The following is a 13,437-nucleotide window of genomic DNA, read 5'->3' on the forward strand; positions in this document are numbered from 1 at the left end:
CAACCCTTTCTCTTATAAATATAAATGCATCTAATGAATTACTAAATCTATATTGGGAGATACGTTTTCTTCTATTATTTGCTTCACGTTACCGTCTTCTATTTTATAAACACCTTTGTTTGAGAAAATATACTTTTTATGAATAAAACCATTTATATTATCTGCCTTTAATTTTATTACTTCCTTTTTAGTATTGCTTAAATTTTTTTTATCATATTGTTCTAAATAAGAGGAGTTAGGTGTTCCAGAAATAATATAGATTTGGTTATTATCAAGCTGCATAAATTTTGGTTGATATTCCGTATTAATCTTATTTATGAATTCCTGTTTCTCTATATCATATTGAAGAATAATTTTACTCTCTTTGTTTTTATTCTTCGATTTATCATTCTGATTTTCCAATGTTTCTCTTAGCAATAACCATAATTGACCATTGTCTATTGTCGCATTAAGGTCAAATGCTCTATTTAATAACTTTACATTTTGTAAATTATCAATTTTATAATCTAAGGAATATAAAAGGGTATTGTTGTTAACTGTTAGTATATAGATTTTATTTAATTTTTGATCAATAAGCATTCTTTCAGGATTTCCCTCTATACTCCAAGTCTTTATTGGTTTCTCTAAGTCTGTAATTTTATATTTCTTTAAATTTACACCCTTTATTGAATTAGGAGAATATACCAATGCATAGAGGTAATTATCAGCAAAAACTACCTCATGAACAGCTTCTTTAATATTCCCAATTTTTTTAATTTCGTCTTGAGTTTGAACGAATACCTGATATCCATAAGGTTCTAATTGTTGCGTAATTACTACAGTTTTCTTTTCTGTACCGCTATAAAATGTCGAAGAATAAAGGTCCTGTTCTTTTTTAATTTTATATTTTTTAGTGAGCTTCTCTTGATTAAAATTAAAGACTTTAAGAACCGGTACCTTATCTTCCTCCGACAGGTAACTAATTGAGCTACCTTCATTATTTTTAATTTTCGTATTATAGTCGATATCTGATTTAAATAAATATACTAATACTATTGAAATTAAAATGAACAGTATTGTTAAAAATATAAAATTCTTTTTCATGATGCATTACCTCGTATAATTTCAGTAATATCTGTAGACGAGGCTTTTATAATAGGTCTAAAACTTGCTAAGAAACTAACTATAATGATTAATACGAAGCTAACAATCACTTGCATTCCCGTCATATTAATAGAAAATATATATTTAATCCCACTAGTTTTATTTAAATACGATTCTAATCCCTGTATGATAATAAAGCTTAATGTAATCGAAGCGAAAAAAGATATAAGTGAAATATATAAAACTTCCACAGAGAAAAGTTTAATCAGATGGGAGCGCTCATATCCAACAGCCCTCATAATCCCTATTTCTTTATACCTTCCACGTAATGATTGACCCATTATAGATGCTATACTAATCCCTGAAAATAATAGTAATATGACTAATACAACGCCCCCAACAGTAATAATAATTTTGGCCACCATTGGAATAGATTGGGAAGATTTTAAAGCATAGCTCGTATCGTATCCAAGGCTTTCAATTTGTTCGGCTACATGTGAAATGTTTTCAACATCATCAACAATAACTGTTCCAAATTCGTAAACTAAATTTTTTCTATAATCAGCTAGAGAAAGACCCAAAAATTCTGCATTTAACTGTTCAACATAATCTAAGGTAGCTAAAGACAGGTCTTCAGGGTAATTAGCCAAATAAAATTGATTAAAGAATGAAAGGATCTTGCCCTTTTTTATTTTCCGAATGCCTTCCCCTTCTTTTACTTTTACTGTATAACTTATATTGACCGAATCACCAGGCTTTAGAGTATCCACAATATTTGAATTTAATATAATTTCATTGTTTTTAATAGATTCATCTTTTCCTGATGTGAAATATCGAACTGCTTTATTATTAACACCAACTAAGTTTGTTGACACTCTATTTACACCATATTCTAAACCAACAAATGCTTGAACTTTCGGGTAAGAAGTAATTACACCATTAATTTTATTCATTTCGTGAAAATCGTCCATTGTCAATTCTTTTTCTGGAGTAGGTACGACCTCTATAAATTTCAAACTGTCATTGTCAATAACAGTTGTGTTCATACTAGTTGTTATACTTGAAAAAAAACCAGTCACTACATTAAAAACAATTATGCCGATTGTAATAATAATAATAGGAGATAATGTTTTAAAGCCATTTCTTAAAAAATTATTCCCACCTAACTTAAAATAATCACTTAGCCTCATTATTGTCCTTAACCTCCTCAAGTGTTCCTGATCGCATCTTGTAAAAACGATCTGCATATGCTTTATAGATAGGATTATGAGTAACAACGATTAAACCAACACCTGACAATGACAGTTTTTGGAATAATTCAATAATATTAATTTCATTTTCTTCATCAACATTACCTGTAGGTTCATCAGCTAAAAGGAGTTTCGGGTTAGTTGCAAGAGATCGTGCGATAGAAACCCTTTGTTTCTCTCCGCCTGATAAAGATTTGGGCATATGGTTTATTCTATGAGAAAGACCTACTATATCAAGTAGTTCTCTTGCTCTGTCTTCTCGCTCTTTTTTACTAATATTTTTATGAATAAGTAATGGTAAAGTTACATTTTCTAAAGTATTTAAATTAGGAAACAAATTAAAATCCTGGAAAACAAACCCTATGGTTTCAGCTCGTAACTTGGATCTCTCTTTTTCAATTAAGTTGTTTGTTTGACAAGAATTTAAGTAAATTTCTCCATCTGTGGGCTTATCAAGTAGACCAATTAGATTTAATAATGTACTTTTACCTGATCCAGAGGGTCCCATTATAATATTCATTTCACCTTGCTTTACCGTAATGTTAATATTTTTTAAGATTTGAAGAGTCTCATTTTTCATTTGAAAACTTTTCCCAACATTAACTAATCGTAATAAGTTCTCATTGCTCATTGTACATCCTCCATAAGTAGCTTGTTGGTATTCATCATAAAGTAGGTAGAATAGATATCAGGAAAACTCTCTTTATTATTTAATGCATATCCATGATTTTTGAAAAGATTTTTTACATGATTTGCTATTTTATTTTTATCATAGGGTAAATCTAATTCTTCAAGTAAAGAGGTTTTATAATAAATTAGGTAAGCTGCAATATCAGAATTGATATCAATATTCACTTTATTTATAAAGGGTTCAGTTTTTTTTATTTTATTTAGATACACCCCTGTTCTTGCTAAGGTATCTAAAAATACTAAAGTTGAAATATTATCATTACTCTCAAAATAACTTTTTTGAGAAATAACGATTTGATTTAATATATCTTCTGTGTTTTTTGGTAGCATGTCTTTAGAAATATCACCTTCTAATATTTGTAGAGATCTCGTATAAAAACTCCAGCTCATGATATTAGAACGAACGATTGGTTCTTTTACTTTTTTAAGCAAAGCTTTTTTTAATTCTTCTTTTTTATTTTCCTCTATTTCTTCCCCATCTATTAATTTTAAAAGTGAAACAAAGCTAAATACTTCAAGCGAGTCTAGTTTAATTAATTCAGATATATCAACCTGTTTAATATGTTTAAAAATAGTTTTATCGTATTTAGTAGTTTTATATTTAGAATATTCAACTGAATCTCTTCCAATAAAGGTAGGGCTAAAAGGATTATTAAATGAACTAATAGTTGGAAACATTCCATCTTTGTATACATATGCAGAAAAATCTCTTAATAAAAGTTGTTTTTCCTGTTTCTTAATAGATTTATTTAAGTTTGATAAAATGTTTAATTTATAATATTCGCTTTGAATATCAGATAATCCAAAATGATAATTATCAAGCTTGTTTAAGATAATTGATATTGTCTTGTTTTCAAGTTTAAAATTATTTTGAAACTTATTAATATTTGTAAGACTATTTAGTTCCAAAAGATCATTAAAATTATAACTCTTAAGGTTTACTAACTGATAAACTTTATTATTATCAATTTCAAATTCTGTTTCATAACCCAACATTTTATTTATTTTTATTACAGTATCTATTCTATAAAAATCCTCTAGGATGATTGTATCAATCCAGTATTTTATTTTCTTTGTGTCTATATCTTCTAAAAAACCATAGTTAGATGCTAAATATAACATCATGTAAGTTTGTTGTATCTTTACATCCATATATTCAGGCTTATTTTTAAATTTTTTAAATTCTTCTGAAAGAAAAAATCCTTGTTCATTATATGTGGTATTAAGTAAATATTTTATGTGCTTCCTTAGTAATAGAGCTGCGTTCTCTTGACATAGTTCCATAGATTTCTGTGCTCTGAAAACTCTCTCAATTCCTGAAAATATTAAATTTTCTTGTTCTTTAGGAAACGAATCTTTATGAAGCATTTGAAGGAGAGTTTGACAATAATTTTTATTAGGAGAATGACCTAAAAGTGATGCGGTTTGGTAAACGTAATAAGTAACATACTCATCCTTAGATCCATCTATAGCGTTTATAGGTCTAAATAACGTTTCATTTCCCCAACTTCTTTCTAACATAGTTGCACTAGCCTTTTGTTGCATTTCCAATTTCGAGAATAAATCATCAGTCAATGGAATACTCTCTTCCTTTTTAGGCATTTTATATAATGTAAAGTATAATGATAAAATTAATATTATAATAAAAAGAATTATAATTTTAGGTATTTTATATCTCATTATTATCTCCATTTAATTGTATAATATAATTTAGAAAGTGAATACTAAGTATATTCACTTTCTATGTATGTGGTTACAACATGTTTAATTTAATTTTAATACCAGCGGAAAATTGAAGCGGATGCTGAACGTTTTACACCACGAGCAAGGAAGGATGCAGTGTTATCAGCACCACCACTGATTGGCACTCCAGAAATAGAATAAGATCCTGAATAATCAGAGATCCAAGTATTGTAGTTCGTCCAAGTTCCGGTTAGAGTGTTATCATTGGCAGTACCACCACTAACACCGCCAATAGAAACACCTAATCCGTTTGCCTTAATAGTCCATGCGGTTTTAACCCAATCCGCATTAGGTGGATTATAACCTAAGAACTTTGCACTTACTTGATAACTTTGCTTTTGATAAAAAGCAGTATTACTCATCCAAGCATTAGATTGTATAGAGTTACCTGATAGTTCAGGAATAGGCACAGTTGTCTGATCAGAATATGCACTTGCACTATCCACTATTCCGAATGATAAAGCTCCAACTAATGCCAACGTTCCTAAAAATGTACTTACTTTCTTTCTTGTTTTCAAGATATAACCCCCCTAAAATAATTTTTGTAACCACAAAAAAACCATAACACAGTTTTAAAAAAAAACAGGATTTTCAAGATTTTTCTTAATTTTCAGCAAATAGCATTTTTTGTCGAAATTCTAGTGTGTTCTTTGTAAACGTTGTCGCTTTTTGTCTTTTCAAAGGGAAAATGATCGAAAAGTTTTTTGTAATAATTGAAACATTACTTATAAAAAAACGGGTTGATTTGAAATAAAGTTTGATTTAATTAAGGCTAATATTGATATAAGTGCAAATAAAAAAACATGTTTTGAAAAAAAGATTGATCAAAACATGCTTTTAATTAATGTGATGAATAAGCTTCTTTATGAAAAAGATTGATCATTTTTGAAATCCTTGTTGCACTAAAGCACCCGTTGAATAAGAAAAAACTGGGCTTAAGGACAGCCCTGGACAATAATTCATTGGATAAATTGCACTAAGACCTAATGAATTCATAAAAGACAATCAAGGCTTATATTGATGTTTATAAAGAAAGTGTAAAGCGCCAATATCAATGTTTAATGCTTGATATTTTTGAGAATGAGAAAAAACTTGTCGTTATTATTCTAGATGAAGCTCATCACTTTTCCGCAGGAACTGCGCTTCATTCTAAATTTTAAAGAAGACTCCATGTCTCCTATTTCCCTTGTTGTAGTAGGACAACCTAGCCTACGCAACCTATTAAAAGTGAAAGAGCTAGAGGCGATTGACCAGCGTATTCAAATGCGATATCAAATGAGTAGTTTAACAGAGAAGGAAACGAATGATTATATACGCCACCCGTTAAAGATGGTCGAAACACCTCATGAAATCTTTTCAAAAGAAGCCGTTCAAGTCATTTATAACTTCAGTCAAGGAGAGCCAAGAAAAATCAATACGCTCTGTAGTCAAAGTCTGATAGATGCCTTTATTCAAGGAAATAAAATTGTGGGGGCATCCCATATTCATCGAGTAATGAATGAACAGTAAGAAAGTGAATGCCCAGTATTAAGCCCAATTAGAAGATAGAATTGTCGAAATGGAAGGAACTAATAAAGGATTTTCTAATAGATTTTCTCGACAGTTAAACAGACGTCTTTAAATGCCCGTGGCAATGAGGGTGACCGTTAATCAGTTGCCACTGGCTAGATAACCGACATCGAAGGTGGCTGCGGGCAGTTAACCAACAGTCCTTAATTTTACTGGATTGAGATTAACTCAATTGTATCTATTTTGTGAATGTATCGGACATCCATTCATAAAATTTTTCCTTCTCTTCAAATTGTGGATAATGGGCTGATTGCTCAAAAGAAATAAATTCTTTTTGTTTGGCTTCAATCATATCAAAATATTTTTTTGCTGCATTAGAGGAAGTCATGTAGTCATATTTACCCATTACAAAATAGCATGGTAATTTAAGTTTTGTTACTATATTAGGTAATGGATTTTTTAATACTTCATTTAACAAAATCTGTTGAGAATAGGCTAACCCATAGTTATAACGGATTACATCCAATAAATTATACTCGCTACTGAATAAAATACCTATGTTATCACCATCTGGGTTATCAATAAGTCTTGAAGCCCCACCATATTTCATAACATAATTTCGTGGGGTAAACGTATCACCATTTTTGATTTTTTCAGTTAAACCTTGTAAATACAATACATCATCCTTATTGCCAGCCTTTTGAGCCTGATTAATAGAATAGTTCAAACTGTCAGTTTCGCTTTCTACTGTATCACTCATCTGTCCAATACCAATATATGCTTCATATTTTTCAGGGGCTTTATAGGCAGCTTGAGTTGCAATATATGTACCATAAGAATGACCAATTAGTATTACCTTTTCTTTTCCAAAACGTTTTGATATATAATCCGTCATAGCCAATAAGTCATTCACCAGTAAATCTGATGTAAGATTAGAATAGTCTTCAAAAAAATGATATGATTTCCCACTAGCTCTTTGATCATAATTAACAACCGTAAAATTAGTTTCTAATAAGTTTTGGTATTTATCAGCATATGGTATTTCCGGACATCCAGGTCCTCCATGTACAAAAATAATAACTGGATTATCCTTATCTTTGCCGCGTATCATAATTTCATGACTACTTCCATTTATCTCTACTTGTTCTAATGCACTTATACTGTTATCACCTTTTATATGTGGAGTCCATGTAGGGAAAAAAAGTGCTATGATTAGTAATATTATAATAATTACTCCGATACATTTTATTATTTTCTTTATTTTTTTCATCTAATTCCCTTAAATCCTTTCTGCTTAATGCAATTCAAATATATAATTGATTAAAACATGCTCTTATTTAATGTGATGGATATTGATTATTTTTGAAATCCTTTTTGCACTAAAGTACCCATTTCTTGAAAAAGAAAATTAGAATATTATTTATTTTTTAATTCCATATGTTCTTCATTTTCTCCCCATTTTACAGTAAGTTTAATTGTTGTATCTTTATTTAATAATGTTCCACCTTCGCTACTACCATTTCCTTTTAATGTATCTTTTTTTACGTCTTCTCCAACTTTATCAAAAATAAACACTGCATTATTTACTTTAAGACAGGTACAGTTTACAAGTTGCAATAGATTTGAGCATGTATTTTTTTACTTCCTTTCTAAATTTCATTTCATATTTCATACTTCTACTCTACAAATAAAAGGTAATATACTGTAGTGCCGTAAGTCATTAATAAGTCATAACTATAAAAAAAACGACAAATTATGACCATTGGCTAAATATATTACTTCTTTTAAAATAAGTGGCTATTGAAAACTTATTGATGCCTTCTTTTATAGCGAAAATCTAAAAAACGATCCACCGTGAAATTTTGTGAATAATGGACCTTATGAATTGCCATGGAGTAAACAAGTTCAAAACGTTCCAGTTCGTTGCAATAAAAAAAGATTGTAGACAAAGTCGATTTAACTTTATCTACAATCCCTTACTTTAATGTTTCTTATCTTCTTATAAGACTCTCTTCCATTGCTTTAATAATAGCAGAAGATCTGTTTTTTACATTTAATTTCGAATAAATGCTAGAAATATAATTTTTCACGGTTCCCACTGAAAGAAACATCTTTTCTGAAATGTCTTTATTGGATAATCCTTGAGTTAAACAGTTTAAAACTTTTAATTCTTGATTATTTAAATCATATGGATGATTCATAGAGTTATGGTCAAGTTGTTCCGAGTGTTCGTTATTATTTGATTGCATCTGACCAAACACCTCTTTTGCTAATTGTTGAGGAATGAGGGAACCTCCGTGATACACCATTTTAATTCCCTGAACTAAAAATTCAGGATCAACAGCCTTTAATATATAACCCTCTGCACCAGCATTTAAGGCATTCAAAACATGTGTAACATCTTGAAAAGTAGTAAGTATTATAACTTTTATATTGGGCCAACGTTTTTTAATTTCACCTGTCGCCTTTACACCATCCATCACCGGCATTTGAATATCCATTAAAAGAATATCAAGGTTTTCCCTTTCGCATAAAGCAATTGCCTTTTCTCCATTTTCCGCAGTTCCAACAATCTCAATATCAGAAATACTTTCAATCACAATTTTTAAGCTTTTTCTTAAAATCTCTTGATCTTCAACTATTGCCGCTTTAATCATTATACTTACACTTCCTTTGCCATAGAGGTATGTTACACGTTATCCTCATACCATTATTCAATTTAGAATAAAAGTTAACTGTACCCGCTAATGCCGATATTCGATCTTTCATTGAGCGTAAACCAAACCCTAAATTTAATTCATTACACCCATTTCCATTATCTTCAATAAGAACAATCAATTCTTCTTGTTTAAATGAAATATTTACTTTAATAAAAGTTGCCTTACCATGTCTTTTCGCATTTGTAAGTCCTTCTTGTATACAACGAATAATGGCAAACTTTATCCTTTCACCGACTTTGGTCGCTTCCCCTTCGACATTCAGTTTTATATCTGTTGATGTATGTTTCATAAAATCAACAATCAATTCTTTCACCGATTCAACAAGCGTTTGATCATTCGTTGGCGACATCTGGTGAATTGTTTTTCTCACATCGTTCAATCCATTTCGTGCTAAATCTGAAATCTCTTTTATACTTTTTTCTGCTTCTTTTTTATCTGCCTGATATAGAAAAGGAAGGGCATCTAAACTTGTTATGACCGATGTGAAAATATGGCCAACTGTATCATGCAAATCTTGTGAAACTCTATTTCGTTCTTCCTTAATTGTCAGTTCCTCAATCTTTTTTGAGTAATATTCCAAATCCCTGTTTTTTTCCTCAATAGAGGCAATTAACTCTTTATTAGCGTTATTGACAATGGTCATCCTTCCTAAACATAACCCAATACCATAAAAAATAGTTGTGTCAACAATGGGTGCAAAGATATCCTTATCAGTAAAGAAATTGCCGACCCATGTACCAGCTAAAAAAATTGAGATGTATAAGAAAGGTCCTAACCAAATTAACGGCTTAACTTGACAAGCATAAGCAATAGTAAGGATAGGTACGAATAAAAAATCGTAAGTCTCTGATATTTCATATTGACTCGATAAGTAAATAAACAAAGAACCCGTTAACAACACCTCGGCAATTAAATAATATTGGAATTTTATAAGCCCAGGCCGATAAAATAGTTGGGGTATTATATAAGAACAACTAGCCCATAAAAGTAAAAACCACTTTTCCGAACCTGTCGTACTAACGAATATCGAGTAGCCATTAAAAGTAATCCATATCGTACGAATGAGGAATAGAAAATAGTCCAACCAATGCCATTTCCTTTGATCTATTACTGCTTCCATATTTTTATCCCCCCCATCTCCGGCGTCTATACCATCGTTCCTAAAACTACTTCGCCATTTTCGAATCATGCCTGGAGAAGATAAATAAAACTGCACTGCAGTTTCTAAAGGAGACAGCCCATTCTTGTTCATATAATTGATTATGTTTAGTTTATCTTCAAGCGAGAAACTTGAATAGCTTTTCTTTAAGGCTTCCAGCCCATAATAATGATATATTTTCACAAACACTTCATTTATTTTAACATAAAATTACAATTACCATTTGTACGCATAAGAATTAACATAGTAAATAGCACACCTTTTAACATCATAATTCTCGCATTGACAACAGCTATTGTCATTATGTGAATTTTATTGGGATTTGCCCTGCGATTTCTAATGTTAAAATCTAATAATCGTTGAGATAAAAGGTGAAAAAAAGACCAAATCAACTATGTGATTTGGTCTGCTAATTGGTATGTTATTTCATACATTTCTCCAAGATAACTGAACTACTTATTATTAGAAGTAACCCCTCTTTAAAAGTATATTCGATCATTCTTTATTTTTAACGCATCTGTCTACTATTAGCTGGTGACAACACCCGCTCTAACCATCCCATTAATAAGTCAGCAACAACTGCCATTAAAGCTGTAGGAATTGCTCCTGCAAGGATGATTCCTGCACCATCAGAAGCATTTGTTCCACGGACAATAATAGACCCTTGACCGCCTGCTCCGATAAATGTTCCAATCGTAGCGATGCCAATTACAATGACTAAAGCTGTGCGCAGCCCTGCCATGATAACGGAAAGGGACAATGGCAGCTCGACCATTCGAAGGATCTGCATACGCGTCATTCCCATCGCATGTCCTGCCTCTAAAAGCGTATGGTCAACGCCCATAATTCCAGTATAAGTGTTTTTTATAATAGGAAGTAAAGAGTGTAAAAATAAAGATACGACGACAGTGTTTGTTCCCAGCCCCATAACAAGCATAAGAACAGCTAGCATCGCTAACGCCGGTATTGTTTGAATGACGTTTACTAGAGAAATAATCCACGGGCTGAGCTTGTAATATTGTTCCTTATCCCAATCCATATATTGTATCTTTATATCATCAAAGAAGGTATATAGCAAAGCGATCCCGCTATAATCAAGCCATTGTACTGAATTTCTCTTGCTCGTTACTTTACGTAATAAAATACAATGGTTAATAGGAAGTGGGAGTCATAGAAGGTACAAATAAGCCTTATTTGATCGGCGAACTGGCCACAACTGGCGTAACTGTACGAACACTTCTGCACTACGATAAGATTGGGCTATTACCGACATCCGGCCGTACTGATGGCAACGTTATTATACTGAAGAAGTTATGCTTTGTTGCATCACAAACCTATATTAAACAATCAGTGAAACACTATCTAGCGTCCCAATCGATTTCGAATTTGAACATTTCACTCTGAGAGGAGTTGTTTATAATTGATCTTAAAGAAACAAGGAACTCGAGAAATATTTGATGAGAGATCAAAAAGAGTTGTTTGGGCTGGATACGCATCATTTATTTGGGTGACCGTATTTATTTTATTCCATATTTATTGGTACTATGGCGGGCGCTTTGGCTTAGGTGATGCATCTGATTCGATTCCTCCACCACCTACGACTCTTTCACAATGGATTTATTTTTATATTGTTATTATCATGTTTATTGCAGGTACCATTGTTCCCCTTGCAACGATTCAGTTCTGGGGAAGGTTTATCCCGCGCAAAATTATACTTATAGCCTGTTGGCTTGGATGTGTGATTTTGGTTCTGAGAGGACTAGCTGGGATGGTTGATGATCTGTCTCGATCATTAGGTTTGCTGCCAACTGGTCTCACCGGATTAACTTATGAGCAAACTACTGGAGATGAACATATAACAACATACACGCTTTGGTCAAGCCGGGCAATAGATGATATTTCTTTTTGGGCGGGATTTTATACGGTTTAGCGGCTAGGTTTTTTCAGCATAAAGTACGTAAGAAATGAACACTTATTGTTACTTATGTATAAGAAATACGACTATTTTAATTGTAGGCCAAGGCTGTTTTCGTATAGATTGTTGCTTTTAAACGCGCAGCCTGAATACACTTTGCTTTCCGCGGACGAGTGCCGAGCCTCCTCGTCGCTATGCTTCTGTGGGGTCTCGCTTTTCCCGCAGGAGTCTACGTGTATTCAGACTGCTCAGTGCTTCAGCGATGTTTACTATTTTATTCAAAAACAACAAACTTATAGAAAACAGCCTACCAAAAAGAATAGTATGAAATCTATAAATAACTACTTTCTACTTTTATGGAACTGATTTGTTCAAATCCAATCAGTTCTTTCTTTTCCTGTTCAGAAGGACCTTCGTCAATTTAATCCAGAATCTGCATCAATTATTTTATCCATTGGATGCCCGCTATCTGTTAACGTTTTAATCTCGGATCCTAAATACAAATCTGTCTGAAAGTACCCGTTTGGTAGATTCACATCTACTGTATATGTACCTGGTCCATATACTTTTGTAACATTGTCGTATGGAGTCTGCACCTCATATGGTTTGCTGTAGTCTTGAGGTCCTGTTCCTTCCGGATAAGAATAGCTTGTAAAACTAATCTCAACCGGCTTCATCCCTTCAGGTACGGTAAAAGTTGCTTCTCCACCATTTACGCTGGATTGAAAGAACTGGTCTAACGGACGCTGTGGTTCAATCTGCTCATTTGATTTTGAAATTTCATTAACTTTTATGGATTCACTCCACAATACTCCTGTTCCTGGATGATCTAGACGCTGGTAGGCTTTAAACATATAATTTCCTTCTGCCATCTTATCAGAGTGATAGGTTAAAACTTGAGTTTCACCAGGTGCTAACGCTTTAACCTCTCCTGACGCAATAACTGTTCCATCTTTAGGATTTCCATCTTCCGACCAGTAAACCTCATACACAACTTCTCCCTGCATTGCTCTTGAATCCTGACCATTTTTAATGGTAGCAGAAATACCATTCGACGTTGTACCTGTTGTTATAAAAGACAATGAACTTTTATCCCATGCTGATTGAACGTTTTTTCCCTTTTGTTGATTATCTATTTTTGTTTGTACATGTTTTGCTGCAGCCAATGTGGCCTGTCCAGGTTGTACACATGGAAGAGCCAGCAATGATAAAGCTAGTATGCCTGCCGTTATTTTATGTATCTTTTTCAATATTCTCCCTCATTTCATTGGATTTGGAAATCAAAAGTTTGTTCGTCCATTTCACCGTTTAAATTAAAGAAGGAACTAACATGTTGGTTAGTCCCTTCTTCATTTTCTTCCATCCAGT

Annotated in this window: 14 protein-coding genes; 3 read left to right on the forward strand and 11 right to left on the reverse strand. The window is 32.2% G+C overall.

Going from position 1 to position 13,437, the window contains the following annotated elements; translation table 11 throughout:
* Nucleotides 1-30: 30 nt before the first annotated feature.
* The 5 genes from ACTYA4_RS12720 to ACTYA4_RS12740 all read right to left on the reverse strand — a co-directional run bounded on the left by ACTYA4_RS12720 (nt 31) and on the right by ACTYA4_RS12740 (nt 5,284).
* Nucleotides 31-1,083 carry a YncE family protein gene (locus tag ACTYA4_RS12720; protein ID WP_443482705.1) on the reverse strand — a complete coding sequence of 351 codons (1,053 nt, stop codon included), beginning with the start codon at nt 1,081-1,083 and terminating at the stop codon, nt 31-33.
* Nucleotides 1,080-2,273 (reverse strand): ABC transporter permease, encoded by a 1,194-nt coding sequence (locus tag ACTYA4_RS12725; protein WP_443482706.1) that lies wholly within the window; start codon nt 2,271-2,273, stop codon nt 1,080-1,082. The genes ACTYA4_RS12720 and ACTYA4_RS12725 overlap by 4 nt, the downstream gene beginning before the upstream one ends.
* Nucleotides 2,260-2,964 (reverse strand): ABC transporter ATP-binding protein, encoded by a 705-nt coding sequence (locus tag ACTYA4_RS12730; protein ID WP_443482707.1) that lies wholly within the window; start codon nt 2,962-2,964, stop codon nt 2,260-2,262. Before ACTYA4_RS12730 ends, ACTYA4_RS12725 begins: the two co-directional genes overlap by 14 nt.
* Complete coding sequence (locus ACTYA4_RS12735) at nt 2,961-4,703, reverse strand: hypothetical protein (protein ID WP_443482708.1); 1,743 nt, start codon at nt 4,701-4,703, stop codon at nt 2,961-2,963. The genes ACTYA4_RS12730 and ACTYA4_RS12735 overlap by 4 nt, the downstream gene beginning before the upstream one ends.
* A gap of 95 nt (nt 4,704-4,798) precedes the next feature.
* Nucleotides 4,799-5,284, reverse strand: coding sequence for a hypothetical protein (locus ACTYA4_RS12740; RefSeq protein WP_443482709.1), 486 nt, complete (start codon nt 5,282-5,284; stop codon nt 4,799-4,801).
* 652 nt (nt 5,285-5,936) lie between these two features.
* Here ACTYA4_RS12740 and ACTYA4_RS12745 point away from each other — a divergent pair.
* Nucleotides 5,937-6,275 carry an AAA family ATPase gene (locus ACTYA4_RS12745; protein ID WP_443482710.1) on the forward strand — a complete coding sequence of 113 codons (339 nt, stop codon included), beginning with the start codon at nt 5,937-5,939 and terminating at the stop codon, nt 6,273-6,275.
* A gap of 238 nt (nt 6,276-6,513) precedes the next feature.
* Here the strand turns inward: ACTYA4_RS12745 and ACTYA4_RS12750 are convergent, their stop codons facing one another.
* From ACTYA4_RS12750 to ACTYA4_RS12770, 5 genes are all read right to left on the reverse strand, one after another.
* Nucleotides 6,514-7,545, reverse strand: coding sequence for an alpha/beta hydrolase (locus ACTYA4_RS12750; protein WP_443482711.1), 1,032 nt, complete (start codon nt 7,543-7,545; stop codon nt 6,514-6,516).
* Nucleotides 7,546-7,691: 146 nt separating this feature from the next.
* Nucleotides 7,692-7,850 carry a hypothetical protein gene (locus ACTYA4_RS12755; RefSeq protein ID WP_443482712.1) on the reverse strand — a complete coding sequence of 53 codons (159 nt, stop codon included), beginning with the start codon at nt 7,848-7,850 and terminating at the stop codon, nt 7,692-7,694.
* Between the two features lie 416 nt (nt 7,851-8,266).
* Nucleotides 8,267-8,932 (reverse strand): response regulator transcription factor, encoded by a 666-nt coding sequence (locus ACTYA4_RS12760; RefSeq protein ID WP_443482713.1) that lies wholly within the window; start codon nt 8,930-8,932, stop codon nt 8,267-8,269.
* Nucleotides 8,925-10,115: a sensor histidine kinase gene (locus ACTYA4_RS12765; protein ID WP_443482714.1), complete on the reverse strand. Its 1,191-nt coding sequence runs from the start codon at nt 10,113-10,115 to the stop codon at nt 8,925-8,927. Before ACTYA4_RS12765 ends, ACTYA4_RS12760 begins: the two co-directional genes overlap by 8 nt.
* Before the next feature lie 547 nt (nt 10,116-10,662).
* Nucleotides 10,663-11,193: an ABC transporter permease gene (locus tag ACTYA4_RS12770; protein WP_443482756.1), complete on the reverse strand. Its 531-nt coding sequence runs from the start codon at nt 11,191-11,193 to the stop codon at nt 10,663-10,665.
* A gap of 122 nt (nt 11,194-11,315) precedes the next feature.
* Between ACTYA4_RS12770 and ACTYA4_RS12775 the strand changes: the two genes are divergently transcribed.
* Together ACTYA4_RS12775 and ACTYA4_RS12780 are read left to right on the forward strand one after the other, a co-directional pair.
* Nucleotides 11,316-11,558, forward strand: coding sequence for a MerR family DNA-binding transcriptional regulator (locus tag ACTYA4_RS12775; RefSeq protein ID WP_443482715.1), 243 nt, complete (start codon nt 11,316-11,318; stop codon nt 11,556-11,558).
* A gap of 16 nt (nt 11,559-11,574) precedes the next feature.
* On the forward strand, nt 11,575-12,084 hold the full coding sequence (locus ACTYA4_RS12780) for a DUF3995 domain-containing protein (protein WP_443482716.1): 510 nt from the start codon (nt 11,575-11,577) through the stop codon (nt 12,082-12,084).
* A 401-nt stretch (nt 12,085-12,485) separates the two neighbouring features.
* On the opposite strand, the gene ACTYA4_RS12785 is transcribed toward ACTYA4_RS12780, so the two are convergent.
* Complete coding sequence (locus tag ACTYA4_RS12785; RefSeq protein ID WP_443482717.1) at nt 12,486-13,319, reverse strand: hypothetical protein; 834 nt, start codon at nt 13,317-13,319, stop codon at nt 12,486-12,488.
* Between the last annotated feature and the right edge of the window lie 118 nt (nt 13,320-13,437).

The organism is Niallia yueguangensis (genome assembly GCF_052663115.1).

What these genes read in the sequence shown, in the direction of transcription:
- ACTYA4_RS12720 (WP_443482705.1), bottom strand. Translation starts at nt 1,083, where the DNA reads ATGAAAAAGAATTTTATATTTTTAACAATACTGTTCATTTTAATTTCA.
- ACTYA4_RS12725 (WP_443482706.1), bottom strand. Translation starts at nt 2,273, where the DNA reads ATGAGGCTAAGTGATTATTTTAAGTTAGGTGGGAATAATTTTTTAAGA.
- ACTYA4_RS12730 (WP_443482707.1), bottom strand. Translation starts at nt 2,964, where the DNA reads ATGAGCAATGAGAACTTATTACGATTAGTTAATGTTGGGAAAAGTTTT.
- ACTYA4_RS12735 (WP_443482708.1), bottom strand. Translation starts at nt 4,703, where the DNA reads ATGAGATATAAAATACCTAAAATTATAATTCTTTTTATTATAATATTA.
- ACTYA4_RS12745 (WP_443482710.1), top strand. Translation starts at nt 5,937, where the DNA reads ATGTCTCCTATTTCCCTTGTTGTAGTAGGACAACCTAGCCTACGCAAC.
- ACTYA4_RS12750 (WP_443482711.1), bottom strand. Translation starts at nt 7,545, where the DNA reads ATGAAAAAAATAAAGAAAATAATAAAATGTATCGGAGTAATTATTATA.
- ACTYA4_RS12760 (WP_443482713.1), bottom strand. Translation starts at nt 8,932, where the DNA reads ATGATTAAAGCGGCAATAGTTGAAGATCAAGAGATTTTAAGAAAAAGC.
- ACTYA4_RS12765 (WP_443482714.1), bottom strand. Translation starts at nt 10,115, where the DNA reads ATGGAAGCAGTAATAGATCAAAGGAAATGGCATTGGTTGGACTATTTT.
- ACTYA4_RS12770 (WP_443482756.1), bottom strand. Translation starts at nt 11,193, where the DNA reads ATGGATTGGGATAAGGAACAATATTACAAGCTCAGCCCGTGGATTATT.